This window comes from Plantibacter elymi (nom. nud.) (assembly GCF_900177795.1).
GTDB lineage: Bacteria > Actinomycetota > Actinomycetes > Actinomycetales > Microbacteriaceae > Plantibacter > Plantibacter elymi.
Window position 1 is genome coordinate 301,773 of the sequence record NZ_FXWJ01000003.1, and the last position, 25,622, is coordinate 327,394.

At 70.3% G+C, this 25,622-nt stretch carries 23 protein-coding genes; 10 read left to right on the forward strand and 13 right to left on the reverse strand.

Going from position 1 to position 25,622, the window contains the following annotated elements:
- Nucleotides 1–33: 33 nt before the first annotated feature.
- The gene (locus CCK91_RS10880; RefSeq protein WP_086474022.1) at nt 34–900 is read right to left on the reverse strand and encodes a LysR family substrate-binding domain-containing protein; all 867 of its coding nucleotides are present in this window, start codon (nt 898–900) and stop codon (nt 34–36) included.
- A 98-nt stretch (nt 901–998) separates the two neighbouring features.
- On the opposite strand from CCK91_RS10880, the gene CCK91_RS10885 reads away from it, so the two are divergent.
- Nucleotides 999–1,394 carry a DUF5997 family protein gene (locus tag CCK91_RS10885; RefSeq protein ID WP_056012681.1) on the forward strand — a complete coding sequence of 132 codons (396 nt, stop codon included), beginning with the start codon at nt 999–1,001 and terminating at the stop codon, nt 1,392–1,394.
- Nucleotides 1,395–1,397: 3 nt separating this feature from the next.
- Here CCK91_RS10885 and CCK91_RS10890 read toward each other — a convergent pair whose 3' ends face one another.
- Nucleotides 1,398–2,393 (reverse strand): stage II sporulation protein M, encoded by a 996-nt coding sequence (locus CCK91_RS10890; protein WP_086474312.1) that lies wholly within the window; start codon nt 2,391–2,393, stop codon nt 1,398–1,400.
- A gap of 67 nt (nt 2,394–2,460) precedes the next feature.
- Here CCK91_RS10890 and CCK91_RS10895 point away from each other — a divergent pair, with 67 nt between their 5' ends.
- Nucleotides 2,461–3,321: an RDD family protein gene (locus CCK91_RS10895; RefSeq protein ID WP_086474023.1), complete on the forward strand. Its 861-nt coding sequence runs from the start codon at nt 2,461–2,463 to the stop codon at nt 3,319–3,321.
- A gap of 22 nt (nt 3,322–3,343) precedes the next feature.
- On the opposite strand, the gene ahcY is transcribed toward CCK91_RS10895, so the two are convergent.
- Nucleotides 3,344–4,834: an adenosylhomocysteinase gene (gene ahcY / locus CCK91_RS10900; protein WP_086474024.1), complete on the reverse strand. Its 1,491-nt coding sequence runs from the start codon at nt 4,832–4,834 to the stop codon at nt 3,344–3,346.
- Between the two features lie 83 nt (nt 4,835–4,917).
- Entirely contained in the window at nt 4,918–5,127 is a 210-nt protein-coding gene (locus CCK91_RS10905) for a DUF3499 family protein (RefSeq protein WP_369808449.1), read from the reverse strand.
- 107 nt (nt 5,128–5,234) lie between these two features.
- On the opposite strand from CCK91_RS10905, the gene CCK91_RS10910 reads away from it, so the two are divergent.
- Nucleotides 5,235–5,672 carry a metallopeptidase family protein gene (locus CCK91_RS10910; protein WP_086474025.1) on the forward strand — a complete coding sequence of 146 codons (438 nt, stop codon included), beginning with the start codon at nt 5,235–5,237 and terminating at the stop codon, nt 5,670–5,672.
- A 16-nt stretch (nt 5,673–5,688) separates the two neighbouring features.
- Here the strand turns inward: CCK91_RS10910 and CCK91_RS10915 are convergent, their stop codons facing one another.
- The 5 genes from CCK91_RS10915 to CCK91_RS19660 all read right to left on the reverse strand — a co-directional run bounded on the left by CCK91_RS10915 (nt 5,689) and on the right by CCK91_RS19660 (nt 12,262).
- Entirely contained in the window at nt 5,689–7,122 is a 1,434-nt protein-coding gene (locus tag CCK91_RS10915; RefSeq protein ID WP_086474026.1) for a DUF5719 family protein, read from the reverse strand.
- A complete protein-coding gene (locus CCK91_RS10920; protein ID WP_086474027.1) occupies nt 7,112–10,474 on the reverse strand; it encodes a glycosyltransferase in 3,363 nt (1,120 codons plus the stop codon). The genes CCK91_RS10915 and CCK91_RS10920 overlap by 11 nt, the downstream gene beginning before the upstream one ends.
- A 111-nt stretch (nt 10,475–10,585) precedes the next feature.
- On the reverse strand, nt 10,586–10,915 hold the full coding sequence (locus tag CCK91_RS10925; RefSeq protein WP_079002812.1) for a WhiB family transcriptional regulator: 330 nt from the start codon (nt 10,913–10,915) through the stop codon (nt 10,586–10,588).
- 186 nt (nt 10,916–11,101) lie between these two features.
- Nucleotides 11,102–12,064: a UDP-glucose 4-epimerase GalE gene (galE, locus tag CCK91_RS10930; RefSeq protein WP_086474028.1), complete on the reverse strand. Its 963-nt coding sequence runs from the start codon at nt 12,062–12,064 to the stop codon at nt 11,102–11,104.
- A gap of 54 nt (nt 12,065–12,118) precedes the next feature.
- Nucleotides 12,119–12,262, reverse strand: coding sequence for a hypothetical protein (locus CCK91_RS19660; RefSeq protein ID WP_165767022.1), 144 nt, complete (start codon nt 12,260–12,262; stop codon nt 12,119–12,121).
- A gap of 92 nt (nt 12,263–12,354) precedes the next feature.
- Here CCK91_RS19660 and CCK91_RS10935 point away from each other — a divergent pair, with 92 nt between their 5' ends.
- On the forward strand, nt 12,355–13,335 hold the full coding sequence (locus CCK91_RS10935) for a GlxA family transcriptional regulator (protein ID WP_086474029.1): 981 nt from the start codon (nt 12,355–12,357) through the stop codon (nt 13,333–13,335).
- A gap of 31 nt (nt 13,336–13,366) precedes the next feature.
- On the opposite strand, the gene manA is transcribed toward CCK91_RS10935, so the two are convergent.
- Complete coding sequence (gene manA / locus CCK91_RS10940) at nt 13,367–14,566, reverse strand: mannose-6-phosphate isomerase, class I (protein WP_086474030.1); 1,200 nt, start codon at nt 14,564–14,566, stop codon at nt 13,367–13,369.
- A gap of 195 nt (nt 14,567–14,761) precedes the next feature.
- Between manA and CCK91_RS10945 the strand changes: the two genes are divergently transcribed.
- From CCK91_RS10945 to CCK91_RS10955, 3 genes are read left to right on the forward strand one after another with little or no spacing between them, the layout of a single operon-like run.
- A complete protein-coding gene (locus tag CCK91_RS10945) occupies nt 14,762–15,940 on the forward strand; it encodes an acyl-CoA dehydrogenase family protein (protein ID WP_086474313.1) in 1,179 nt (392 codons plus the stop codon).
- A 56-nt stretch (nt 15,941–15,996) separates the two neighbouring features.
- Nucleotides 15,997–17,424, forward strand: a complete 1,428-nt coding sequence (locus CCK91_RS10950; RefSeq protein ID WP_086474031.1) for an O-antigen ligase family protein — start codon at nt 15,997–15,999, stop codon at nt 17,422–17,424.
- Nucleotides 17,425–17,431: 7 nt separating this feature from the next.
- Nucleotides 17,432–18,709, forward strand: coding sequence for an O-antigen ligase family protein (locus CCK91_RS10955; RefSeq protein WP_086474032.1), 1,278 nt, complete (start codon nt 17,432–17,434; stop codon nt 18,707–18,709).
- A 19-nt stretch (nt 18,710–18,728) separates the two neighbouring features.
- Here the strand turns inward: CCK91_RS10955 and CCK91_RS10960 are convergent, their stop codons facing one another.
- Nucleotides 18,729–20,174: a sugar transferase gene (locus CCK91_RS10960; protein ID WP_086474033.1), complete on the reverse strand. Its 1,446-nt coding sequence runs from the start codon at nt 20,172–20,174 to the stop codon at nt 18,729–18,731.
- A gap of 141 nt (nt 20,175–20,315) precedes the next feature.
- Between CCK91_RS10960 and CCK91_RS10965 the strand changes: the two genes are divergently transcribed.
- The gene (locus tag CCK91_RS10965; RefSeq protein WP_086474034.1) at nt 20,316–21,245 is read left to right on the forward strand and encodes a polysaccharide pyruvyl transferase family protein; all 930 of its coding nucleotides are present in this window, start codon (nt 20,316–20,318) and stop codon (nt 21,243–21,245) included.
- A complete protein-coding gene (locus CCK91_RS19340) occupies nt 21,242–22,579 on the forward strand; it encodes a hypothetical protein (RefSeq protein ID WP_119863553.1) in 1,338 nt (445 codons plus the stop codon). Before CCK91_RS10965 ends, CCK91_RS19340 begins: the two co-directional genes overlap by 4 nt.
- On the opposite strand, the gene CCK91_RS10970 is transcribed toward CCK91_RS19340, so the two are convergent.
- Both CCK91_RS10970 and CCK91_RS10975 read right to left on the reverse strand, forming a co-directional pair.
- The gene (locus CCK91_RS10970; RefSeq protein WP_086474035.1) at nt 22,465–23,577 is read right to left on the reverse strand and encodes a glycosyltransferase family 4 protein; all 1,113 of its coding nucleotides are present in this window, start codon (nt 23,575–23,577) and stop codon (nt 22,465–22,467) included. The two genes, CCK91_RS19340 and CCK91_RS10970, sit on opposite strands and share 115 nt — an antisense overlap.
- A complete protein-coding gene (locus CCK91_RS10975; protein WP_165767023.1) occupies nt 23,577–24,701 on the reverse strand; it encodes a glycosyltransferase family 4 protein in 1,125 nt (374 codons plus the stop codon). Before CCK91_RS10975 ends, CCK91_RS10970 begins: the two co-directional genes overlap by 1 nt.
- A gap of 62 nt (nt 24,702–24,763) precedes the next feature.
- On the opposite strand from CCK91_RS10975, the gene CCK91_RS10980 reads away from it, so the two are divergent.
- Nucleotides 24,764–25,609 carry a glycosyltransferase gene (locus CCK91_RS10980; protein ID WP_086474037.1) on the forward strand — a complete coding sequence of 282 codons (846 nt, stop codon included), beginning with the start codon at nt 24,764–24,766 and terminating at the stop codon, nt 25,607–25,609.
- The last annotated feature ends 13 nt before the right edge of the window (nt 25,610–25,622 follow it).

Genomic DNA, 25,622 nt, shown 5'->3' on the forward strand with positions numbered 1-25,622 from the left:
CCTCCGCGTGCCGGACGGAACCGGATCGACGGGTCAGCGGCCCTTGCGCTTCTTGCGGCGTTCCCGGGCGAGCTCCTCCTGTTTGGCCTTGCGCGCGGCGAGCTGGGCGCCTCGGCTCGTCCCGGCGGCGGTGCCCTGGGTCGAACCGGCCTTCGGCTTCTTCCGTCGTCTCGCGGCCTGCTGCGGTGCAGGAGCGGCGGCCTGCTCGGTCGGGGCGGACCGTCGCGAACTGTTGGCCGTGCGTCCGCGCACGATGCCGATGAACTCCTCCACGGCTTCGTCCTCGCGGTCCTGCGGCCAGACCAGCACGACCGGGATCGATGGAAGATCGGCGATCGGACGGTACTCCACGTCCTTCCGCTGATGCAGTCGCGCGACCGACTGCGGGACCACGACGATACCGACCTCGGACGCGGCCAGTTCGACCGCCACCTCCGGGTCGTCGGTCAACGGGGCCGCCGGGGCGTCGAACCCGAGCACGGCGGCACGTTCAGCCCACTCGAGGACGAGCGGCGTCATGATCAGCTGCTCGTCGGCGAGCGCGGCCATCCCGACCGTGTCCTCGACTCCGAGGGCAGCGCCCTTGGCGAAGACGACGACGGGGAGCTCCTCGAACAGGGCGATCGTGTTCAGCCCGTCCTGGTCGATCGGGACCCGGGCGAGCACGACGTCCGCCGCACCGGAGGCCAGGACCGCTCGCTGCTCGTCGAGGTCCACTCGGATCAGGCGGAGTTCGTCGTCCGGCCGGCGCTCGCTCCAGATGCGCGCCCACTTCCCCGGGTTCACGCCGCGCGCGTAGGCGACGGTCAGCGCCGGCGGCACGATCTCCGGCACCGTGTCGGCATCGATCCCGTCGTCGCCGACCTCGATCCCGTCGACCTGGTCGTCCTGCCTGTCCATCGAAGCCTCCACTGCTCGGCTTGCCACACTACTGCAGCTCAGTCGACGGGTGATCCGGCTGGTTGGGCGAGGACACCGCAGCGAGGTACGCTGAGCGGATGGGTGCGAGCGAACAGATCATGAAACCGGCGACCGCGGCGAAGAAGCTCGGGGTCTACCTGCCGGCGACCCCGGCGTCGTTCCAGGAGGAGCCGATCACGCGGTCGGCGTTCCTCGAACTGCAGGCGAACCCGGCGGACTGGCTCGTCGAGCTCCGCAAGAACGGACCGCACCCGCGCGACGTCGTCGCCCGCAAGCTGGGCGTGTCGACCTCCGGTCTGGCTCGCGCCGAGATCACCGAGGCGTTGACCACCGAGCAGATCCAGGAGCTCCTCCGCACGCTGCCCGCCTGGCTCGTGCAGGAGCGCGCCGTCCACGCCGAGGTGAACGCGGAGAACGCCCGGGTCAACGCCAGGAACGCCGAGCGTCGCGCACGATCCGAAGCCGGCGAGTAGCCGTCAGCCGGCGACGATCCGCTTCGCGCCGGCCTCGAACTCAGCCAGGTCGCCGCGCTCGCCCGAGCGGTACGCGCGGCCGCCCCACCAGCACATGTAGGTCAGGAATGCGGCGAGTGCTCCCCCGCCGATGATCATCTTGACCGCCCACGGCCACGGAGCCGGCGTCACGAAGCCCTCGACGAGCCCTGAGACGAAGAGCACGATCACCAGCCCGATGGCGATCGTGAACAGTGCTCGGCCCTTCTCCGCGAGCGCCTGGCCCCTCGTCCGTGGCCCCGGTGCCACCCAGGCCCAGAAGATGCGCAGACCTGCCGCGGCCGCGACGAACACCGCCGTGAGCTCGAGCATGCCGTGCGGGAGGATGTACTCGAAGAACACGTCTCCCTTGCCGTAGGCGAACATGACACCCGCGGCCTGCCCGACCCCCTGGGCGTTGGTGACGATGATGTACGGGACCCAGACGCCGCTGATGCCGAACGCCACGCATTGCGCTGCGATCCACGCGTTGTTCGTCCACACCTGACCGGCGAAGCTCGCGGCCGGGTTGTTGGAGTAGTAGGCGACGAAGTCGTCCTCGACGTACTGCTTGAGCTGGGCGTCGGTACCGAGGTTCGCGAGGACCTGCGGGTTGCCGGCGATCCACACGGCGTACAGGGTCGCGATGACGACGGTCGCGACCGCGACGGCGAGGGTCACCCACCGGACGCGGTAGAGCGCGGCCGGCAGCGCCAGGACGAAGAACCGCGGGACACTCGACAACACGTTCGCACTGGCCCCGGTGAACCGGAGGCGCGCCCGCGACAGCGACACCGAGAGGCGGTCGCCGACGAGGGTCGATCCGGCCGTCGTCTTGATCGCGGAGAGCTGCGTCGCTCCGGCCTGGTAGCGGTCGATCAGCTCATCGGCCTCCGGCCCGCTGAAGAACCGCTGCTTGCCGAGCGCGTCGAGGCGATCCCATTCCTGGCGGTGGGCTGCGGAGTAGGCGTCGAGGTCCATCGCAGCCATGCTACGCGGTGGTGGTGCTCCATGGCCGGTCCCCCGCGCATCTGCTTGAATGGAGCACATGTCCGAACCGGCCCGGGTCCCGCTGCACGAGACGACGCTGGACGACGGCACCGAGCTGATCACCGGCGAGGCGGTCGCCCTCGACGTGCGTCCCACCGGATTCATCCTGCGCGCTGCGGGCGCCATCATCGACTACGTGGTGTCGATCCTCGTGTTCGTCGGCCTCATGCTCGCGATGTTCTCGTGGATCCTGTCCGGGGTCGCCATGGACACCGCGATGTTCACCGCCATCGTGCTCGGCCTGACGGTGCTCTGCCTCGTCGTCCTGCCGGCAGCGGTCGAGATCGCCACCCGCGGGCGGTCGCTCGGCAGACTCGTCGTCGGTGCCCGCATCGTCCGAGACGACGGAGGTGCGCCCGGCTTCCGGCACGCGTTCATCCGTGCCCTCACCGGGTACTTCGAGATCTACGCCACAGCTGGCGGCATCGCCGCGCTCACCGGCCTGCTGAGCGCCCGGTCGAAGCGTCTCGGCGACGTGCTCGCCGGGACCTACAGCCAACGCGAGCGTCTACCGCGGATGGTGGAGCCCGTCGCGATGATCCCACCGCAGCTCGCCGCCTGGGCCGGCGGCGCGGACGTGGCACGACTGCCCGACCCGCTGGCGCGGCGAGTCACCCAATTCCTCAAGCAGGCCGGTTCGCTCACCCCTGCGACGAGGACCCGACTGGCGGCGGAACTCGCGGCAGAGGTGTCCCGATTCGTGTCGCCGCTGCCGATCGCTCCCCCGGAGGCGTTCCTCGTCGGCGTCTCCGTCATCCGCCGGGAGCGCGAGTACCAGGCCCAGCTCGCGGCCCGTCAGCGCCTGTCGCTCCTCCAGCCGGTGCTGAGCGGCCAGCCGCACCGGTTCCCCGACCGCTGAGGCGGGGAACCGGCGGCACCGTCTAGTAGCGGTAGTGGTCGACCTTGTACGGGCCTTCGACGGGCACACCGATGTAGTCGGCCTGCTCGCCCGTGAGCGTCGTCAGTTGCACGCCGAGCGCGTCGAGGTGCAGGCGCGCGACCTTCTCGTCGAGGTGCTTCGGCAGCACGTACACGCCGATCGGGTACTCCTCGATCCGCGTCCAGAGCTCGAGCTGTGCGAGCACCTGGTTCGTGAACGAGTTGCTCATCACGAACGAGGGGTGCCCCGTCGCGTTCCCGAGGTTCATGAGTCGCCCCTCGCTGAGCACGAGGACGCTCCGCCCGTTGGGGAGGCGCCACTCGTGGACCTGGGGCTTGATCTCGATCTTCTCGGCGCCCTCGAGCGCCTCGAGCGAGGCCATGTCGATCTCGTTGTCGAAGTGCCCGACGTTCGAGACGATCGCGAGGTGCTTGAGCGCGAGGATGTGGTCGAGGGTGACGACGTTGAAGTTGCCGGTGCACGTGACGATGATGTCGACCTGGTCGGCGACGCTCTCGAGGGTCGCGACCTGGAAGCCGTCCATCGACGCCTGGAGGGCGCAGATCGGGTCGACCTCGGAGACGATGACCCGGGCGCCCTGGCCGCGGAGGGCCTCGGCCGCGCCCTTGCCGACGTCGCCGTAGCCCGCGACGAAGACGACCTTGCCACCGATGAGCACGTCGGTCGCGCGGTTGAGGCCGTCCGGAAGGGAGTGGCGGATGCCGTACTTGTTGTCGAACTTGCTCTTCGTGACCGAGTCGTTCACGTTGATCGCGGGGAACAGCAGCTCACCCTGCTTCGCCAGCTCGTAGAGGCGGTGGACTCCGGTGGTGGTCTCCTCGGTCACACCGAGGATGTCCGCGGCGACCTTCGTCCAGCGGTCGCTGCTACCGGCGAGCGAACGACGGAGCACGTCGAGGACGATGCTGTACTCGTGGCTGTCGGCGTCAGTCGTCTCGGGGACCGCTCCGGCCAGTTCGAACCGACGGCCCTGGTGGACGAGCATGCTCGCGTCGCCGCCGTCGTCGAGGATGAGGTTGGGGCCGGTCCATTCGGCTCCGGCCGTGTCCGCTTCGGTCGACCAGTCGAAGATCTGCTCGGTGCACCACCAGTACTCTTCGAGCGTCTCGCCCTTCCAGGCGAAGACCGGCACACCGGCCGGTGCCTCGGCGGTCCCGTGCGGACCGACGGCGACGGCGGCCGCCGCCTCGTCCTGGGTCGAGAAGATGTTGCAGCTCGCCCAGCGCACCTGGGCACCGAGCGCGACGAGCGTCTCGATGAGCACCGCGGTCTGCACCGTCATGTGCAGCGAACCGGCGATACGGGCGCCGGCGAGGGGCTGGCTCGCGCCGAACTCCTCGCGGAGGGCCATCAGGCCGGGCATCTCGTTCTCGGCGAGGCGGAGCTGGTGTCGGCCGGCCTCGGCGAGCGACAGGTCGGCCACCTTGAAGGGCAGGGTGGTCGTGGGGGCAGACGGTGCGGAAGAACTCATGACGCCATTCTCGCAGACCGTCAGGCGTCGTGGACCTTCATGTCAGCGCCGGGATCGGGCACGGCGCGGTGGGCTGCCGACGGTCAGGAACCGTAGCCGACGTCGCCGAGGACGCTGTGCTTCACGACGCTCCAGCCTTGCGGCACGCTCAGCCGTACGGCGTGGATGGAGCAGAGGTCGTAGCTGTGCGGGCTCTTCTCGATGCTCAGCGGACCGAGGACGGCCATCGAGTCACGATAGTCGTAGGTCAGCGTCGCCACGGGCTCGCGCGAGCAGCCGACCTTCGAACACATCCTGTCCACCATTTGCCCCAGCGTAGCCCGCGGGCGGCGACGGCACCGTCCGGCTCGCCGGTCGAGCGGGTCTGAACCGGGCCGCCGACGACACCTAGACTGGACGCATGGCGCAGGCGGACGAGGAGACGCGAGGCACCCTCTCGCGCCGCCGATCACGGCATGGTCGCAACGGTCGTTCGAGCGTCGTCGGACCGGACGTGCCACCGATCGACACCCGGATCGACCAGTTCGACCTGACGGTCGCGACCACTGCCGACTATCTCCGCGGGGCCTGGCCCGCCGAACTCGCCGACGTCCGGTTCGAGGTCGGCGCCATGCCGGCGCAGAACTCCGGGACCGACGGCGTCGACCGCTGGTTCGTCGACCGAGCTCGCCGACGGATCATCCTGTACCGGCTGCCCATCCAGCGGATGAGCAAGCTCCACAGGAACGACGAGTTGCATCAGCGCATGATGGTGGAGAGCTGCGTGTTCCGCGCCGTCGCCGAACTCCTCGGCAAGGACCCCTGGGACCTCGGGCCGGAACGCTACCGGTTCCTCTGACCCGAGGCCGCTGCGGTCAGCGCGGGTAGACGCTGATCGGCGCCGCCAGCGGGTTCGGCGGTGTGACCGGCAGCGACGTGAGCCGCCCCGGCGCAGCGAGACTGATGGAGGCGTGGAGGCCGTCGGCCCCGGCGACGACGTAACTCTGACCCGAGCCGACGCCGATCGTGACCGCCGCACCGGCTCCGACCTTCGCCGTGGTCTCCTTGCCGTCGTCCCCCGTCAACGTGAGTTCGGCGTCGGTTCCGGACGGGTTGAAGACGTGGAGCTTCTGCCCCGGCCCGGTGGGGACCGTGAAGGCGGCGGTGTCGTCGAGTGCGGGCGTCGCTCCGAACCAGGCGAAGTCCTCGAGCGTTCCGCCGCGCGAGTTCGTCCTGGCCGCCGCGACCACCGGTCGGGTCGAGGTGACCTCCAGCGAGAACTCACCGGCCGGGAGGTCGGCCAGGGCGATCTCACCGGGAACGCCCGGCTGGATGGTCGCGTCGATGACGATCGGCTCATCCTTCGCGTTCTCTCGGGTGGCGGTGATGACGACGTCGGCGGGCTCGGAGCCCGGCGCGAACAGTCTGAGGGCCGTGGCCCGGTCGTCGACGGACGCGGTGTCGGAGCTCGCCCCTGCGGCCGCGGGGGCCGTGACGACGACGCCAGGGATCACGAGGTCGGTCGAGGGCGACGCGGTCGGCCCCTGGACCTCGACGCCACCGGGGGTCAGGACACGGACCGTGCTCTGCTGGAGCGCGGCCACCACCTGGCCGCCCTCGCTCGTCACGTGCACGACCGGGGTCGGCTCGTTGGGTGCGAGGCCGGTGAGGGCGATCACCCGCTGCGTGCCGGTGGCGACGACGATCCCGGCGGCACCGGGAGCGTCGATCCGCCCGGCAGCGCCGAAGACCTCGAGGGTGACGTTCGCATCGACGGCCGACGGATTGCTCACGAGGACCAGCGTGGTGCGACCGATGTCACTCGACCCGCCGACGAGCCAGCTCTCGGCCGATGCCGGCGTGCAGGCGGCGGCCGCCAGACCGGCGACCTCGGCTTCGGCGGCGATCTGCGACTGCGCGCCACTCAGGGGCGTCACCGTACCGTCGGTCGCGCCGGGGACGGTGATCACCGTCGGTCCGCCGTCCGCCGCACCGCTCGTGTTGTCGGGTGCGGCCAGCTCGCTGGTCGTGGGCGTCACCCCGTTCGCCCCGAAGTCCACGGTCGCCGGGCCGAAGGAGCCGGCTGCGGTGGCGGCCGTCGCGTCCTGGGCCAGGGCGAGCAGTGGCCCCGGGCACACGACCGACTGGTCGCCGGCCACCGGGGTGACTCGGATGTCCTGAGGGGCGATCTCGACCGTCGGGAGGGGCAGCTGCCCGGCCGCTGCGATCGTGACCGCGGCGATCCCGATCCCGACGAGGCCGGTGACGATCCGACCGGAGGTGATGGCGACTCCGCGCTTACTGGGCATGCGGCTGCTCCGTTCCCGGGGTGTCCCGGCGGCTGGTGTCGGGATCCGACGTCGTCTCGGTCGAGTCGCTCGGATCCGGATCGGGCACGACGGCATCGCCCGTGGCGACCGCCGGTTCGTCGGGGACCCGGTCGGCTGTGGTGTTCGTGTCCGCGTCGACAGCTGGAGTCGACCCGGTCACGTCGCGGTCCGCGTCGACGGCGTCGTCCGCGACCGGCCCGGTTTCATCGCGAGCGACGGTGTCGTCGGCCGACGCGGCGTCGGGGTTCGGCGCATGTTCATCGTCCGACACGGCGTCATCGGCTGCTTCGGCCTGCACCGCCACGGGAGCGGGCTCCCCGGCGGAGGACCGCGCCCGACGCCACCAGCGAGGCTTGGACGGGCGGCTCGACGCGTCGGCGGTGGTGGCCGACTCGGATTCCTCCGCCTCGTCCTCGAGATCGGCGGTCGCTTCCTCGTCGTCGTAGGTGCCGGTCGCTTCGTCGTCGATCACCGCGACCGTCGACCCGGACGCGGCCGCCTTGCGAGCGGCCCGGCCCTTCAGCTTCGCCGGCTTCCGGGACCCGGCGCGGTACCCGTCGCGGGATGCGCCGTTCGGGATGCTCAGGAGCAGGGTGATGAGGAACACGACACCCAGTCCGACACCGATGAGCGTACCCAGCACGTTGGACGTCGGGAGCTCGGGACCGGTGCCGACATCCGCCACGGTCCGCCAGAGCGTCCCGCTGGTCGTGTCGCCGACGGCGACCAGCGCGGCGTTGGCGTCGAGTGCACTCGCCGCGCGGCCGGCGGTCTGACCCGCCACCGTCTGCTCCTCGCCGTCGGCGACCGGCGACAGCAGCACGAAGGCGATGCCGTGCTCGACGAGGGTCTCCGTCGGGTCGAGTCCGCTCTGCGACGCGAGGTTGCCGGCGAGCTCGGCGACGACGCGGTCGTCCGAGGACACGCCGGGGGCCGTCTGGGCGATGGTGGACTGGCCGTCGAGCGTCTGACCCTGGCCACGGATGACGACCGCGGTGATGGTCCCGTCGTCACCGGGCGTGATGACGAGGGTGCCGAGCCGAGGATCGGTCTGCGTCGCGGCCGTCACGTAGGCGGGCAGCTGGCGACCGGAGCTCTCACGGACCACCGAGGTGCCGAGGGGCTGGGCGAGGGCGAGCGGGAGGGCGATCACCGCGGCGGCGAGGACCATGACGAGCGCCGGAACGGCCCGGAACCGCGGGATGCGGTCGAGGCCGAGGGTCGCAGCACCCACGATCCCGAGCCAGTACAGGCTGATCGCCGCGCCGGCCCAGACGGGGACGGCCGTTCCGGCGGCGGAGGCGAGGAGGAGATGCGTGGCGAACACCGCCGACACGAGTCCGAGGAACGCCGCGATGAGCAACGGGACGGCCCGTCGGGACCCCGGGAGGAACAGGGCCAGCAGAGCGACGATCGCGAGTGGCGCGAGCAGCGCGGGCACCACGATGGCGGGGGCCGCACCCGGCAGCCCGAGCGCTGCACCGAGCTGGCTCCATCCGCCCAGGCTGCCGCTGGGGAAGCCGAGGGACAGTTGCCAGCCGGACGCCGCGGTCCCGGGCGTCGCGACGCCCGGGTCGGCGAGGAGTCCGAGCCAATTGTTGCGATGGATGCCCTGCTGCCAGATGAGCGGGGCGAACAGCGCGATGGCGGGGATCGGGACGAGTCCGACCCTGGCGACACCCCGACCGGCGAAGATCATCGCGACGACCCAGATGACGAGCAACGCCGGGGCGAGGGAGGGTGAGCTCGCGACGATCGCGGCGAACAGGAAGGCGCTCGTGCCGGCTGCAGCCCACGACCGGGACGCGACCGCACCCGCGTAGAAGAGCCAGGGCAGCAGGACGTGCACGATGACCGCCGCGGGACGGCCTTCGGCGAGCGCGGTCAGGAGCGTCGGGGCGAGCGCCCAGAGCAGCGCCGCCACCGCACGAGCACCGCTGCGCTCCGTGAGCCGGGTGGCGGCGAACCAGGCGCCGAGCGCAGAGAGCGGCAGCGCGAGCAGGAAGAGGAGGACCAGGGAGAACGAGGGCTGCCAGAAGGTGATGCTCCCGAGCACCGCGAGGACCGCGCTGAACGGGTCGGCGGCACCGACGAAGCCGAGACCGACGTCGCGCCACCCGAAGCCGATGTGCTGCCAGAGGTCGCCGACCGTCGCCGAGAGCGGAAGGAGCCCCCCGCCGGTGAGGTACGTGGCCCCGAGGAGCGGAGCGAGGATCGCGGCGCCGACGACTGCCGTCGCGAGGACGACCCAGGCACCTCCGCCGGAGAAGAAGCGGAGGTCGCGTTCCTCGCCGATGAAGCCGATCTGCGTCGCCTCCCGCGCGAGCGCGCGTTTGCGTCTGACCTCGTCGAGCCTCATCCGCAAGCCGGCGATGCTCGACCAGCCCAGGGTCCGGTTCTTCGCGAGCTGGCGCCGGGCACTGCCGACCTTCGTCCCGGAGAACGCGACGGCGAACGCCGCCGAGAGCTCGCCGAGCACGAGTTCGGGTTGCTTCTTCACGAAGTGGCCGATGACTCGCAGGATGGCGAGGGGCACCAAGCTGAGCCAGTGCACCGGCACCATGATCCCGGGGGCATAGACGAGACGGCGGTGGAGCTGTGCGGCGCGGGCCTGGCGGTGGCGGCGGCGACGCGCACCGAGCCGGTTCGACCAGGAGGGCCCGGCGATGCCTTCACCTGCGGAGGCGACCCGCGCCGTCGGCACGACCGCGACCAGGTAGCCCGCGAGGCGGGTCCTGATGCAGAAGTCGAGGGCGTCGTCCGCCACGAGGGCCTGGTCGAAGCCGCCCAACTGGTCCCACAGCTGATGACGGACGAGCATACCGGCCGGACCGACCGCCATCACGTCGTTCATCGTGTCGTGCTGGGCCTGGTCGAGCTCGTCCTCGACCACCGGGACGGCCGCCCCGAGAGAGGTGATCGTCTCGCCGTAGCGGCGGAGGAAGGACGCATCGTCCCAGTCGAGGATCTTCGGGCCGGCCACACCGACGGACGGCGAGACCTCCAGGGCGCCCAACAGGGCGGCGAGCGCCGTCGGTTCTGGAGCCGTGTCCTCGGAGAGCAACCAGAGCATCTGCTCGGCGTCCTCCGGCTGATCGGTGACCCGGACGCCGGCCGCCACGGCCTGCGCGAAGCTGAGGTCCTCGGTCGAGGTCACGAGCTTCATGCCGGGGACGCGACCGAGTTCCTCGATCGTCGCCTCACTCCCGCGCATGGCGACGGCGATGATCCCGTCCGCCGGACGGGTCTGGGCACGGAGGGCGTCGAGCGTGCGCGCGAGCGGCTCTGAGCCGTCGCGCACCACGAGAATCGCCGTTACTCGGGGAGACATCGGATTCAGACTAAGCGGGTCCGGCCGGAAGATCGGGAACCGAGCGGGCGCGCCCCGAATCGGGGGTGTCCCGGTGAGCCAGGAGGGGTTCGGTCAGCGTTCGCCGACGGCTCAGACGGCGCGTTTGCGCAGTTTGCGACGCTCGCGTTCGGACAGTCCGCCCCAGATGCCGAAACGCTCGTCGTTCGCCAGCGCGTACTCGAGGCACTGCGACTTGACGTCGCAGCTGGTGCAGATCCGCTTCGCGTCGCGCGTGGAGCCACCCTTCTCAGGGAAGAACGCCTCGGGGTCGGTCTGCGCACACAGGGCGTCGGTCTGCCAGGAGAGCTGGGTGTCGTCCTCGCCCTCCGCAGCGGGCTGGCGGACGCCGGGGACTCCCAGATTGACCGGATCGACGAACCAGTCGTCGGGTACTCCGGCACGATACTCAGGAATCGCCATACCGTCTCCCCACCTACTCGTACCCTGCGCCACGCGGCGCGATACATAATTACACCCTTGTAGTTATGGTCGAGTCAAGTCGCACATCGTAAAGCCTCAATCACGAGGTGAGGGTTCGCGACGCGCCGGGTGTGACCCGAACTGGGTGTCAGGACCCGTCGGGGCGGATCGTGCGGCCGCGCGACGTCAGTCGGCGGCGCGCCTGGCCCGCCACGCGCTCTCCACCATCTGGCGCAGATCGTGGCGCATCCGCCAGTCGAGATCACGAGCTGCAAGCGCGCCGGACGCGACGATCCGTGCGGGATCGCCCGCCCTCCGCGGCATGATCTCGGGGGTGAAATCGATCCCGGTCACGTCTGCCATCGCGGTCATGATCTCGCCGACGCTCGACCCGTCCCCGCTCCCGAGGTTGTAGGCCGCCTCGAGGGGTTCACCCGCATCGAGCCGCTTGGCTGCAGCCACGTGAGCGGCCGCGAGATCCGCGACGTGCAGGTAGTCGCGGACGCAGGTGCCGTCCGGCGTCGGGTAGTCGTCGCCGTTGATCCGAGGGGTGCGTCCGGCGAGGAGCGCGTCGAAGACGAGCGGGAACAGGTTGTGCGGGCTCGTGTCGTAGACCTCGTCCGTCCCGGAGCCGACGACGTTGAAGTAGCGCAGCGAGGTGTGGCGCAACCCGGTGGCGACACCCTGGTCGCGGAGCAGCCACTCGCCGATGAGCTTGGTCTCGCCGTAGGGCGACTCGGGCGCTTTCGGGGTGTCCTCGGTGACGAGGTCGACGTCCGTGGTCCCGTACACCGCGGCGCTCGACGAGAACACGATGCGCTCCACCCGGTGCTCCTCCATTGCGGCGAGCAGCATCGCGGTGGCCGTGACGTTCTGGGCGTAGGTGTGGAGCGGGCGCTGCACGGAGACACCCGCGTACTTGTACCCGGCGACATGGACGACGCCGCTCAGCTCGAACTCGGAGAACGTGCGCTCGAGGACCGAGCCGTCGAGGAGCGTCCCACGGACGAAGGGCGCTCCCGCGGGGACGAAGCGCTCGTGTCCGCTCGACAGGTCGTCGAGGACGACGACGTCGATCCCCTCCGCCTGGAAGGCCCGAACCACATGGGCGCCGATGTATCCGGCTCCGCCCGTCACCAGCCACGCCACGATGCTTCCTCCAGGGAGTCCTCCACCTGCCGTGCTGCAGACGGAGTGACCAGACTACTGGAGGCGCGTGCGCCGTGCGGCGGGGCGATCGGGGACGCGGCGATAGCCGTCGGTCAGGACGGCACGGAGGGTCGCTGCGGAGGCGACGACCGCGACGAGGACGATGATGAGGCCGACGACGAGTGCGATGATGGACATGTCTGAAACTCTAAGAATGGCGAAAAACTGCCACCAGTGGCAGGATGGACGCAAAGCAGCACATTCCTGCCAAATCGATCATCGGAGGTCCCATGCTGTCGAAGGTCGCCCTGCTCGCCATCCCGGGGCTGCAACCGTTCGAGTTCAGCGTCGTCTGCGAGGTCTTCGGCATCGACCGGTCGGACCAGGGCGGTCCCGCCTTCGATCTCCGCATCGTCACCAAGGACCCCGGTCCCGTCCGGATGAACCTGAGCGACGACGGTGCGCGGGGCTTCGACATGATCGTCGACGACGACCTGTCCTTCGCGGCCGAAGCGGACCTCGTGGTGATCACCGGTCGTGGTGGATCGCGTGGCGGAGCGGTCGACGAGGCCTACCTCGACGTCCTCCGAGCCGCGGAGGCACGGGGTGCCTGGGTCCTCAGCGTGTGCAGCGGGTCGTTCGTCCTCGGTCAGGCAGGGCTGCTCGACGGTCGGCGCAGCACGACCCACTGGATGTACACCAGCGAGCAGCAGACGATGTTCCCGGGCACCATCGTCGACCCCGACGTGCTGTTCGTCGAGGACCGCAAGGTCATCACGGGCGCGGGAACCGCTGCGGGCATCGACGCGTGTCTGCACCTGGTGCGGCAGGAGTACGGCGCGGCGAGCGCCAACGTCATCGCCCGCCGGATGGTCGTCCCGCCACAGCGCGACGGCGGTCAGGCACAGTACGTCCTCTCCCCCGTCGCGGCGCAGCAGTGCGAGTCGCTCGCCCCGGTCGTCGACTGGATGCTCGACCACCTCGCCGAGGACCTGCCCATCGGGCGTCTCGCGCGGCAGGCGCACATGTCCGAGCGGACCTTCGCACGCCGCTTCCGCTCGGAACTCGGCAGCACGCCGGCCGCCTGGCTGAACCGGCAACGCCTGTTCCGAGCGCAGGAGATGCTCGAACGCACCGACCACGGTGTCGAGCGGATCGCGGCCGACACCGGGTTCGGCACCGCCGCGGTCCTCCGTCACCACTTCGACCGCGTCCTCGGCACCACGCCCGCCGCCTACCGCCGCAGTTTCGGGGTCCGGGAGAGCGCCTGAGCCGCGTGGACCGGACCAGTCGGCCGGGCGGTCAGCCCTGGGTGGTCGCGAGGAAGAGAGTCCCGGTCCCGGAGAAGCACAGCTCCGCCTCGTCGGGCGTGATGAAGGCGTAGCCACCCCGATCGAGCTCCAAGGACGAGGTGGCTCCGGTGATCCGCACCGAACCGTCGGTCACGATCGCGATGCCGGGTCCGGGGAGGTGGAACGAGGGATCCTGCTCGGACGGCTCATCGGACAGGTCCACTCGCAGCAGCTCGAAATCGGGTACGTCCGGCACGAAGAGGCTGCGTCCCCCGCCCAGGTCCGTCGGGGTCAGCCGCGGCACCGGACGCGGTTCGAACTCCAGGACGTCGAGCAGCTCGGGCACGTCGACGTGCTTCGGGGTGAGCCCCCCGCGCAGGACGTTGTCGCTCGCGGCCATGAGCTCGACGCCGATCCCGCGGAGGTACGCGTGGATGTTGCCGGCCGGGAGGTAGAGAGCCTCCCCCGCTCGCAACGTGACGAGGTTGAGGAGGAGGGCGACCGCGATGCCGGGATCGCCCGGATACTCCTCCGCGAGCCGCCCCACCAGGGCCCGCTCGGCGTCGAATGCACCCGAGCCGGGAGCAGCAGCGGACACGACGAGGGCGTCCAACAGCCCGCCGGGGCGGTGTTCGAGCAGGATCCGCACGGTATCGCGGAGCCCGTCAGGAGCGGCGACCATCCCCCGCAGCATGTTGATGTGCGCCGCAGCAGCCGGGTCGGGTGCCGAGGCCCCCAGCTCGATGAGTAGGGCGTCAGTCGCGGGGAGCTCGCGGAAGCCGCAGAGCGCCTCGAAGCCGTCCCGGAGCGCGACGATGAGTTCCGGTTTGTGGAGGGCGTCCTTGTAGTTGCGGTGCGGAGCATCGAGCGGGACCCCTCGCGCGTTCTCGGCGGCGAAGCCCGCGGCGGCCCGGTGCAGGTCGGGGTGGGCCTGCAACGAGAGCGGATGGGCAGCCGCGAGGACCTTGAGGAGGAACGGCAACGAGCCGTGCCCGCCGAGCGCGGCGGGATCGGCGGCGAGCCAGCGCTCGAGATCGGCGTGTCCCCCCACCGTCGACGGATCCGCGATCGGCGTCGGGGCCCCCGGGTGTGCACCGAGCCACAGTTCCGCCTCCGGACGTCCTGAGGGCTCGGACCCGAGCACCTCCGCGATCGCCGTCGACGACCCCCACGCGTAGTCACGAGGAGTGGCATGGAGCGGCACGAACATGGTGGAGCCCTTTCGACGGACGAGGGTGACGCGCCAGCCGGAGCCTGGGCCGCTTGGCGTCGTCCTACAAGCCGTGCGACGCGGTCGCCCGGCACCGTGCACCAAACTACCAAGCCGTTGTCCGCGCCGAGCGCACCTGCCTAGGCTGGCCTGGACGCCGATCCGGCGCCAGCGGACGCAATGGAGCAACGGACCATGATCTTCGAACCCCTCGCCAGCGACTTCTACGGCTTCGAGAGCCTCCTGACGGCTCCCGAGCAGGAGGCCATCGCCCGACTCCGCGCCTGGGCCGAGACCGAGGCGAAGCCGATCGTGAACGAGTACTGGGAGCGGGCCGAGTTCCCGAAGCACCTCATCACCCCGCTGCTCGAGCTCGACGTCGCCCGGTGGGCCTGGCCGGAGACGACGCCGTTCGAGAACAGCGCCGTGTTCCGCGGCCTCGCCTCGATGGAGCTCTCCCGGATCGACGCGTCGATCTCCACCTTCGTCGGGGTGCAGGACGGCCTCACCATGGGGTCGATCAGCGAGTGCGGTTCCCAGGAGCAGCAGGACGAGTGGCTCCCGAAGCTCGCCTCCGGCGAGGTCCTCGGCGCCTTCGGTCTCACCGAGCCGCAGTCGGGGTCGGACAGCGCGCAGGGTCTCCGCACCACGGCCACGAGGGACGGCGACGACTGGATCCTGTCCGGCTCGAAACGGTGGATCGGCAACGCGACCTTCAGCGACATCACGATCATCTGGGCGAAGGACACGGCCGACGGTCAGGTGAAGGGCTTCATCGTGCCGACCGACTCCCCCGGCTACTCCGCGACGAAGATCGAGGGCAAGATCAGCCTGCGCATGGTGCAGAACGCCGACATCACCCTCGAGGACGTCCGGGTCCCCGAGCGCCTCCGGCTGCAGCACGCGAACTCCTTCCGCGACACGGCGAAGGTCCTGCGGCTCACCCGCGCGGGCGTCGCCTGGTCGAGTGTCGGCGTCGCCGTCGGTGCGTACGAGGCGGCGGTCGCCTACGCCAAGGAGCGCGTGCAGTTCGGCAAGCCGATCGCTGGCCACCAGCTGATCCAGGACCTCCTCTCGAAGTGCCTCGGGAACATCACGGCATCGATGGCGATGTGTGTCCGGGTCTCGCAGATGCTCGACGAGGGCACCCAGCGCGACGAGCACTCCGCGCTCGCCAAGGCGTTCTGCACCGCGCGGATGCGCGAGACGGTCGCCTGGGCACGGGAGATCATGGGCGGGAACGGCATCGTGCTGGACTACCACGCCGCCCGGTTCTTCGCGGATGCCGAAGCCCTCTACAGCTATGAGGGCACGCGGGAGATGAACGCGCTCATCGTCGGGCGGGCCATCACCGGCACCGCGGCGTTCGTCTGACCACCGCGCTGGACCGGGGCCTCGGTGCCGGCCGCAGCCGCTACCCTGGGGGCACGATGCTGTCCACCGAACCCGCCCCGCCCCGCCCGCCGGCAGCGCTGACGACCCGCGCGCTCGTCGTCAGGCACGTCGCGGTGTTCGCGACGTTCGCGGTGCTCGCCGGGACGTTCTGGACGAACCTCTTCACCATCTGGGGCTACACGGCGGTGGCACTCATCTCAGGTGCCGCTGCGCTCACGTGCCTGATGGTCGTCCGCCCGGACTGGCGCCGCACCCGGGTGCCGTGGTCGCTCGTCGGGTACGGTGTGCTGTCGATCGTCTCGCTCGCCTGGTCGGCCTACCCGAGCGGCACGGCCGCGACCCTGCTCGGTGCTGCGCTGTGCACCATCCTCGGCGTGACCCTCGCCAGCTGCTTCTCCTGGCCAGAAGTCGTCCGAGTCCTCGGCCGAGCCGTGACGTGGGTGCTGTCACTCTCCCTCCTGTTCGAGTTCGTCGTCGCAGCGTTCATCCGGCACCCGGTGCTCCCGAACTTCTACGCCGGTGACGCGGCTGACCCGCCCCTGCTCGACTACTGGTCGCGAGACCTGCTGTTCTCGGGAGGACGCATCCAGGGCATCTCGGGGAACGCCAACCTCCTCGCCGTGGTCGCGCTGCTCGGGATCATCGTCTTCGGGCTCCGACTGGCGGCGCGGCGCGACGAGCCCGGCGCAGCCACGCTGACCGGCCCGGAACGTCGCTGGACCCTGCTCATCCGCCTCGGTCTCTCCGTCGTGATGTTCCTCCTGAGCTTCTCGACCACCATCCTGCTCGCCGCCGTGGTGACGGCGGTGGTCCTCGCCGCTGCACTGGCGATCCGTCGGGCACCTCGCCCGGAGGCGAGGACACCGGTGTACCTCGGCTTCCTCGGCGTCGGTATCGTCGGCGCGGTGGGAGCGGTCGTCTTCCGGACGCAACTCCTCGGCCTCCTCGGGAAGAGCCCGGACCTCACCGGTCGACTCGACATCTGGGCGACCGTCTGGCGCCTCATCGAACAGCGGCCGGTCTTCGGTTGGGGCTTCTCGAGCCCGTGGGCACCGTGGGAGCCGCTCTTCACCGACCTCGTCATCCGACGCGGCGTCCGACAGCTCCAGGCGCACAACGCGTGGCTCGACGTCTGGTTCCAACTCGGCGTCGTCGGCCTCGTGCTCTTCGCGGCGGTCGTCCTGTCCATGTTGACCCGCACCTGGTTCCTCGCCGTCGACCGTCCACGCGTCGACCTCGACGCGCGGCGTCCGTACACGGCCCTCTCGCTCGCCCCCGTCCTCATCGCGGTCTCCCTCGTCGTGCAGTCGGTCGCGGAGAGTCGGTTGCTCATCGAGTCCGGCTGGGTCCTCCTCGTGCTCCTCGTCGTGAAGACCAAGCAGGAACCCGCCTGGCCGATCCCCGCCGTCGCCGCGTCGTCCGATCTCGCACCCGCGCACCGGCGCGACGTCGTCGGCGGATGAGCCCGGCGTGAGACCGGCGGACTTCGACGCGTTCTCCGTCGCCGCGCGCGTCCTGTCGTCTGCGCCGTTGGCCGCCGCGTTCGCCACCATCGCCGTCGCGACCGCCTTCGGTGAGCACCTCGTCACGAGCCTGATCGGTGTCGCCGGGTTCAGCGCGATGCTCGTGGGCCTCGCGACGATCGGCACGGGCATCCTCCTCGCACGCCTCCCCATCATCGAGTGGCGTGGCCTCCTGCCGATCTCAGTCCTGCTGTTCCTCGCCTGGAGCGCGCTGTCGCTGGTGTGGAGCGCCACGCCGCTCGCGACCGTGCCCGCCATCGGCGGGCAGCTCGCGTGGGCCTTCATCGCCATCGTGATCGCGCTGACCCGCGACACCATCCAGATCGTCCGGGCGACGGGCACCGCCTTCCGCGCGCTCCTCGGCACCTCGCTGGCCCTCGAGGTCGTGAGCGGCGTCCTCATCGACACCCCGCTGCCGTTCCTCGGGATCAGCGGGAACCTCGCCTTCGGTGGCCCGTTGGAGGGGGTCTTCGGAAGCCGGAGCGCCCTCGGCATCGCGGCCCTGCTCGGTCTCGTCACCTTCGTCGTCGAATGGCGGACCCGTTCCGTGCGTCATGGGGTGACGATCGGGTCCATCGCCCTCGCCGCCGGGCTCATCCTGGGCACGCGCTCGCCGAGCATCGCGCTCCTCGCCGCGGCCCTCAGCATCGCGACCGCCGTGCTCTACGTCTTCCGACAACTCCGACCGGAGCTGCGCCGCACCTGGCAGTTCGTCCTCCTCACCGTCCTCGCGCTCGTCGGCCTCATCGGGTACCTCTTCCGGTCCGAGGTGTTCCGCGTCCTCGGTCTCGGGCTCGAGATCGAGCAGCGTTACGCACTCTGGCAGGAGACCCTGCGACGCCTGGCTCCGAGTGAGATCAACGGCTGGGGATGGACGGGCGGCTGGGTCTCCGATGCCGTCCCATACCGGTTCATCGACGCTGGCCTCGGCCGCACGAACGACTCGGCGCTGAACGCCTACCTGGACGTGTACCTGCAGCTCGGACTGATCGGGCTCGCCCTGTTCCTCCTCCTCGGCGGCCTGGCGCTCGTGCGGACCTGGCTCATCGCGACCAACCGGCGGAGCGTCGTGCACGTCTGGGCTGCGCTCATCGTCGTGACCCTGCTCGCATCGGGCGCTGCCGAGAGCAGCCTGCTGCTGAGCGGCGGGTGGTTGCTCCTCGTGGTCTGCGCCGTCATCGGTGCCGGCGGGCTGAGCTGGCGGCACAAGCTCCCCGAACGCTGAACCCGGCCGCGGTTCCGGATCACCGTGCATCGGTTCCCGGGACGACGACCGCTCGCACCGTCTGCGCGAGGATCCTCAGATCCACCGCAGCCGACCAGTTCTCCACGTAGTACAGGTCGAGATCGACCGAGTCGTCCCAGGAGAGGTTGGACCGCCCGCTGACCTGCCACAGTCCGCTCATACCCGGCTTCACCAGGAGGCGTCGCTGCGCGAGCAGGTCGTAGCGCTCGACCTCCCAGTCCCGATGGGGCCTCGGACCGACGAGGCTCATCGAACCACCGAGCACGTTCAACAGCTGCGGCAGCTCGTCGAGCGAGTATTTCCGGAGGACCCGTCCGATCGGCGTCACGAGCGGGTTGTCCGGGGCCTTCGTCAGCAGTTCGTCCGCGTGCTGCTGCACCGCGAGGGCTGCCCCGGTGTCGGCGTCGGCGGCCATCGAGCGGAACTTCAGGATACGGAACGGGCGGCCGCGCAGACCGATACGCTCCTGCCGGTACAGCACTGCCCCTCGGCTCGTCGTCTTCACCGCCACCGCGACCGCGAGCATCACCGGGGCCAGGAGCACGAGCAGCGTCGCGGACCCGATGATGTCGAACGTCCGCTTCGCCGCAGCCTTGGCCCCGGACATCTCGAGATGGTCCACGTGGATGAGCGGGATGCCGGCCACCGCCTGCAGGTACAGGCGGGTCGAGGCCACACCCGTCAGCGTCGGCGCGATGATGAACTTCACCCCGCGCTCGCTGAGGTCCCAACCCAGGCGTCGGAGTTCTGCAGGGGTGAGTTCGACGGGGCCGACGAGGATCACGGTGTCCGCTTGGACCTCCATCGCGGCGTCGAGGATCGACGGCCGCCCGGCGAGGACCGGGGCGTCCGCGATGCGTGCATCGTCGTCGATGCCCGGGGTCGCGACTCCCACCACCCGATGCCCTGCCCAGTCGCCCCGTCGCATGCGCTCGGCGACATGCACCGCGTGGTCGCGGTCACCCACGAGCAGCGTGCGGTAGACGAGTGCGCTTCCGCGCCGCCGCGCACGGAGGTGTCGACGGGCGCCCCAGCGGACCGCCAGGAGCAGGGCGACCCCGAGCGGCATGGCTGTGAGCAGGAACCCGCGTCCGATCTCGAGCTTGAGGAGGTAGGACGCCATCGCCACCGTGCCGAAGACCGTCGTCGTCACGACGACGACCCGTCGATACGGCGTCCACCCGTCCGCCAGGACCCGCGGGTGGCGCGACCGGGCAGCGGCCAGGGGCGACCACCACGCGACGGCGAGCGCGAGGGTGACTACGGGATAGCCGAGGTCGAAGCGTCCGAACGACCCGACGACCTTCACGGTCCCGTGCCAGTACGCGTCCCACCACAGGAGCTGGGTCACGCTGAGCGCCAGCGTGACGGCCAGGAGGTCGAGGACGAGGATCACGCGTGAGCACCGGCGCTCCCAGAGGCGTCGAGCTTCGACGAAGGGCATGACGGTGGCCTTCCTAGGTTCGGACTGATCCAGTCAGCCGGACCGGTCCCGGCTGGGGCCGCAAGCGAGGCGACCGATATTCGAGCATAATGTATTTAACCAACTCATATCCGCTGATGCGAGCGGGCCGGACGGAGTGCCATGACCTATCTCGAGACCATGCGTCGACGCACGGAAGCGGCGTTCACCGCATTGCACCGAGGCGTCTCCGAGCTCCACTACACGCAGTTCCCCGACCACAAGAACTCCGGCGACTCGGCCATCGCTCTCGGACAGGCCCGGTTCTGGCGGGAACACGGCATCGCGGTCCGCACCACGTCGAGCGCCGGGAGCATGCCGGAGCGGGTCCGAGACTCGTCGATCCCGGTCCTCATCCAGGGCGGCGGCAATCTCGGAGGCCTCTACCCGGTGCTGAGCGAGGCTCGCTACGAACTCGCGGAGCGCCTCCCTGCCGACACGTTGCTCATCCAGGCACCGCAGTCGGTCGTGTTCCCCACGGATGCAGACCGCCGGACGTTCTCCCGACGGTTCGCCGCCCGACCCAACCTGCGGGTCGCCGTCCGCGACCAGACCTCCTACGACCTCCTCCGCGACGAGGTCGAGGACCTCAGCCTCTCGCCGGACGCGGTGCATCTCCTCGGCTCGATCAGCGCCCCCGAACCGACGCAGCGGCGCATCGTCATCGCCCGGACGGACGACGAGACCTCGGGTCGGCTCGCGGGCTCCGAGAGCGCCGACTGGCCAGCCGACCCCCTGGACCTCCGGGCACACGAGTGGCTCGGCTGGCGGGCGGCGAAGCACCCGGCCCTGAAGCCGCTCATGGCGCGGGACCACGAGGCGTGGATGCGGCGGGCGGAGCGCCGCTTCACCGCGGCGGTCCGACTCATCTCCCGCGGCGAGGAGGTCGTCACGGATCGCCTGCACGCCATGCTGATCGCCCTGCAGATGGGACGCCACGTCATCGCGATCGACAACAACAACCGCAAGCTGACCAGGTACGCGGAGACCTGGTTCGGCGCGCTCCAGCCGTCGTTACGGTTCGAGCACGCTCCGCACACGCTCCGTCCGTGACCGCCCGGCAGTCCTCCGAACCCCTGACCCGGCGGGAACTGACCCGTGCCCGGGCCGACGCCGCCGCCCGCCGGACCGAGTACCGCCATCGGCTGATCCAGCGGACACCCGGGATCGGCGATCGCGGGCACCACCGTCCGTTCGTCGGCGGGTCGCTCCTCATGATCGCCTCACTCCTCGCGCTCGCCTGGGTGGCAGCCGAACAACCAGGACTGCCCGGGCACTTCGCGAATGACGAGGGCACGATCATCAGCGTGAACCGGGGGACGTTCACCGAGGCCGACTCCTCGTTCCAGCTCATCGCCGCGGTCTACCGCTGGATGGGCCTCGCCGAAATGCCGACGCTCGCCGCGCTCGTCGGTGTCGCGAGCTACCTGCTCGTCCTGACGGTGGCGATCTCACGCACCCGGACGACGACGGCCGAGTGGGTGGACTGGGCCATCATCATCTGCTGCGTCGCGCTCGCCGCCGTCTACCACGGCGCATACACGAAGGACCTGCTGACCGTGGGAGCGGTCCTCACGCTCGTCGTCAACCGGGGACGAGGCCTGCCGGCCGAGCTGGTACCGGTGGCCGCGATGCTGCTGTACGCCCAGGGCTTCCGCACGTACTGGTTCCTCGTGGCCGGTCTCTACCTGGCGCTCCGTCTCGCACTGCGGGCGCGGCGCGGCTGGACAGCCACCCTGGCGCTCATCCTGGTGCTCTACGCCGGGCTGTCCGTCGTCTTCCCGCTGGTCGTCGGTGTCGACCTCGACCACTACCGCCTGATGGTGAACGAGCACCGCACCGCGGAATCGGTCAACACCTTGATCGTGCAGTTCTTCCCCGGTGCCGGCCCCGTGTCCGGGTTCGTCAACAGTGTCCTCACCTTCGCCTCGTTCGTCATCCCGATCCCGCTGATGCTCCGCGGCGGGGCGATCTACCTGGTCGTGGCGCTCGTCCTGCTCGCCATCTGGGGGTCGCTCATCGCCGCGATCCGGTCGGCGAGGATCCGAGCGCCCCGCGGCTCGTCGGTCCTCACGGCGTTCCAGAACCGGTTGTTCGCGGCGATCCTCGCGTTCCTGATCGTGCAGTCGATCTTCGAGCCGGACTACGGCTCGTTCCTCCGGCATCTCACACCGATGCTCATCGTCGCCGTGTGCCTCCTCCTGAGCCTGCGGCCCGGAGCGACGGGAGCCTCAGCCCGGCGGGGGCCGACATCCGCCGCATGCCGTCGGGGTCAGCGACCCGTGGGCACGACGGATGCTGCCGCGACGCGCACGTCGGCTGCGACGCGCGCCCAGGAGAACGGACCCGCTGCAGCGAGCACCCCCGCCGTGGAGAGCGCCTGGTAACGACCGGCGTCGGCGAGGAGCTCCTCCAGCGCGTCGGCGAGCGCGGTCGACGTCACCGCCGTGGCCACGATGCCCGATCCCGACGCGATCGCCTGCTCGGCGAGTCCGCCGACCGGCGTCACGACGGACGGCACCCCGAGTGCCATTGCATAGGCGAGCACACCGGACTGACTGGCCTCGGTGTACGGCAGCAGGGCGATGTCGAAGCCGTCCACCACGTCGACGATCTCCTCCTGGGCGACCCAGCGGTTCTCCAGTTCGTCGTCCGGGTGGTGCAGGAGTGCGAGGGCGTCGTCGGTCCCGGACCCGACGACCCGAAGCCGGACGCGGACACCGCGACGGCGCAGTTCGGTGATCGCCGCCACACCGAGACCGAGCCCCTTGTACGCCGACAGCCGACCGAAGCATCCGACGACCGGAACGCCCTCCCGGTGCGTCGACCGGACCACGGCACGGCCCGCGTCGACCCGGTACGCGGCGTGGACGGTCTCGTGGACACGGTCCGCGCGGAACTCACCACGGGACGTGAGTGCAGCGGCGACCGGGGCGGAGAACACGATCGCTCCGTCAGTCGCCCGACGCTCGGCACGACGCAGGAGGTGCTCGAGCCGCGAGAAGTCCCCGGGGTGCATCGTCGCGTCATGGACGCAGAGCAGACTCCGACGACCACCGAAGCGGAACACGGGCGCGACCACCCCCTGCCAGAGCTGCTCCATCGCGATGACGACGACGTCGATGCGATGCCGACGGAGGAAGCGGTCGAGCCGGAGCGCCGCCCAGAGGAGGCGCGGGAGGCCGAGCACCGCGCCGCGCTTGTCGCGATACGTGCGGATCGTGAAGGACGGCACCCCGAGGGCGACGAACCGCTCCGCCACCTCGGCGTCGAGGGAATAGGACACGACGACATCGCAGCCGTCCTCCTGAAGCGCCTGAGCCAGTTCCTGGGCGAAGAGCGGGCCTCCCCCGGTCCGACCCCACTGCACGACCGCGACGCGCATCAGGCCACCTGCGGTATCCGGTACGCCTCGGCGAGGGCCGCCCGTTGGCGGGCCGGGGTGTGATCCTTGAGGCGTTCCGACCAGCGGGAGACGTTCCGCTCCGCCCAGGTGGCGAACGCCTCCGGGCCGGCCAGCCTCCGGGCGACCATCACCTCGAGGCCGCGGTCGAGGGTGAGGACGTCCGGGAGCGCCCCGAACGCGGCGATCGGGCGGACGAGCGTCGGGACGCCGGCCTGCACGGCCTCCAGGACGGCGAGCGGAAACCCTTCCCAGGCGGCCGTGTGGAGGTAGACGTCGCTCCGTGCAAGGCGCGAGCCCACCTCGGCGTGCGGGATCCAACCGGTGACCTCGACGCCGGCCGTCTCCAGTCGGGTGACGTCGTCGACGCGGCCTCCGCCCATCCACACGGGAGCGACCTCGACCCCGCCCGACCGGATCGACGCGACCGCCTCGGCGAACCGCATCGGATCCTTCTGCGGAGCGATGCGTCCGAGACTCGTGACCCGCAGCGGCCGATGGAGGTCCGGGTCATCGTTCCGGCGAGCGCTGGGAGGCGGAACCGCGACCACGTTCGGCACGTGGACCACCCGTGGCCGCAAGGGTCCGCGCCGTTCCGCGGTTGCCGCCTCCCCCTCGGAACAGGCGGCGATGGTCTCGACGTTGAACGAGAGCAACCATTCCACGGCACGGAACGCTCGACGACTCCATCGCGGGAGGTCGGCACGCTCGAACGCGTAACAGTGCGGGGTGTAGACGATGCGGGACCGCGGCGAGCTGCGCATGGCGACACGGGCGTACGCACCGGCGAAACTCGAGTGGGCGTGCACGATGTCCGCGCCCGTCCGACGCCGTGCGCTCCTGATCGCGCGCACGGCACCGAGCCGGCTCCGACCGAGCGCGGTGACCGACGCGAAGCGGTCGAACAGGCTGTCGTCGACCGATGCCCCCACCGGAACCTCGGCGAGCAGATGGTGTTCGACCCCGGCGGGCGCGTTCCGGACGTACGCGTCGATGGCGACCGGAATACCTCCCGCATAGCAATCGGTGACGTGGAGAACGGTTGCGGTCGCCGCCGGGGGAACGTGCGGCGTGTGCGACGGATCAGTAGGATCGTCATATCTCATATGTTGCATGTTAGTCGGTCGGTTCAGTAGGTTGTCACCGCCCGTTCCACCCCTGGAGACCTGTGTATTCGATCGTCATCCCGTGCCGGAACGGCTCGGCCACCCTCTCAGACCAACTCGAGGCGCTCCTCGCTCAGCAGCACGCCGCGGACGTCGAGATCATCGTCGCCGACAACGGCTCGAGCGACGGGACGGCCGAGCTGGTGCGCCGGTTCATCGAGATGGACGAGCGCATCCGACTCGTCGGCGCCGGAGGAAGACCTGGAATCAACCACGCTCGCAATGTCGGCATCCTGGCCTCTCGAGGAACCGCCGTGCTGTTCTGCGATGCCGACGACGTCGTCGAACCAGGGTGGATCGAGGCGCACGTGCGCGCGTTCGAGCGGGGCGCGGACTGTGTGGGCGGACCGCTCCGACGGGTCCTCCCGAACGGCATGTCAGACGGTACACAGGAGGCGGTCAGCACGTTGCACCGATTCCATCCGTGGCCGCCGGGAGCGAACTGCGGCGTCAGACGAGACGTCTTCGACCGGATCGGTGGCTTCGATGAATCACTCCGGGGAGGAGGCGATGAGACCGACTTCTTCTGGCGCGCCGCAGAAGCAGGCCACCCGACGACTGCCGTCCCCGAAGCCCTGGTCGAGTATCGCTTGCGCGAGAACCTCCGGGCGGTGTCACGGCAATTCTTCGCCTATGGTCGAGGGACGGTCCGACTGTTCCACCGACACGGTTCGCGAGGCATGCCACGATCCCTCGGCTGGGATCTGCCCGCGGTCATCGTCGTCGGAGTCCTGCAGATCGTGTCGGCTCGCCCGGGAAGCGCCCGACGCCGCCGAGGTGTCGAACGGCTGGCGTCGCGAGCCGGGCGCCTGGTCGAGAGCATGCATTCGAGGACGTGGTACCTGTGACGACCCGCGTCCG

What these genes read in the sequence shown, in the direction of transcription:
- CCK91_RS10880 (WP_086474022.1), bottom strand. Translation starts at nt 900, where the DNA reads ATGGACAGGCAGGACGACCAGGTCGACGGGATCGAGGTCGGCGACGAC.
- CCK91_RS10885 (WP_056012681.1), top strand. Translation starts at nt 999, where the DNA reads ATGGGTGCGAGCGAACAGATCATGAAACCGGCGACCGCGGCGAAGAAG.
- CCK91_RS10890 (WP_086474312.1), bottom strand. Translation starts at nt 2,393, where the DNA reads ATGGACCTCGACGCCTACTCCGCAGCCCACCGCCAGGAATGGGATCGC.
- CCK91_RS10895 (WP_086474023.1), top strand. Translation starts at nt 2,461, where the DNA reads ATGTCCGAACCGGCCCGGGTCCCGCTGCACGAGACGACGCTGGACGAC.
- ahcY (WP_086474024.1), bottom strand. Translation starts at nt 4,834, where the DNA reads ATGAGTTCTTCCGCACCGTCTGCCCCCACGACCACCCTGCCCTTCAAG.
- CCK91_RS10905 (WP_369808449.1), bottom strand. Translation starts at nt 5,127, where the DNA reads ATGTGTTCGAAGGTCGGCTGCTCGCGCGAGCCCGTGGCGACGCTGACC.
- CCK91_RS10910 (WP_086474025.1), top strand. Translation starts at nt 5,235, where the DNA reads ATGGCGCAGGCGGACGAGGAGACGCGAGGCACCCTCTCGCGCCGCCGA.
- CCK91_RS10915 (WP_086474026.1), bottom strand. Translation starts at nt 7,122, where the DNA reads ATGCCCAGTAAGCGCGGAGTCGCCATCACCTCCGGTCGGATCGTCACC.
- CCK91_RS10920 (WP_086474027.1), bottom strand. Translation starts at nt 10,474, where the DNA reads ATGTCTCCCCGAGTAACGGCGATTCTCGTGGTGCGCGACGGCTCAGAG.
- CCK91_RS10925 (WP_079002812.1), bottom strand. Translation starts at nt 10,915, where the DNA reads ATGGCGATTCCTGAGTATCGTGCCGGAGTACCCGACGACTGGTTCGTC.
- CCK91_RS19660 (WP_165767022.1), bottom strand. Translation starts at nt 12,262, where the DNA reads ATGTCCATCATCGCACTCGTCGTCGGCCTCATCATCGTCCTCGTCGCG.
- CCK91_RS10935 (WP_086474029.1), top strand. Translation starts at nt 12,355, where the DNA reads ATGCTGTCGAAGGTCGCCCTGCTCGCCATCCCGGGGCTGCAACCGTTC.
- manA (WP_086474030.1), bottom strand. Translation starts at nt 14,566, where the DNA reads ATGTTCGTGCCGCTCCATGCCACTCCTCGTGACTACGCGTGGGGGTCG.
- CCK91_RS10945 (WP_086474313.1), top strand. Translation starts at nt 14,762, where the DNA reads ATGATCTTCGAACCCCTCGCCAGCGACTTCTACGGCTTCGAGAGCCTC.
- CCK91_RS10950 (WP_086474031.1), top strand. Translation starts at nt 15,997, where the DNA reads ATGCTGTCCACCGAACCCGCCCCGCCCCGCCCGCCGGCAGCGCTGACG.
- CCK91_RS10960 (WP_086474033.1), bottom strand. Translation starts at nt 20,174, where the DNA reads ATGCCCTTCGTCGAAGCTCGACGCCTCTGGGAGCGCCGGTGCTCACGC.
- CCK91_RS10965 (WP_086474034.1), top strand. Translation starts at nt 20,316, where the DNA reads ATGACCTATCTCGAGACCATGCGTCGACGCACGGAAGCGGCGTTCACC.
- CCK91_RS10970 (WP_086474035.1), bottom strand. Translation starts at nt 23,577, where the DNA reads ATGCGCGTCGCGGTCGTGCAGTGGGGTCGGACCGGGGGAGGCCCGCTC.
- CCK91_RS10975 (WP_165767023.1), bottom strand. Translation starts at nt 24,701, where the DNA reads ATGAGATATGACGATCCTACTGATCCGTCGCACACGCCGCACGTTCCC.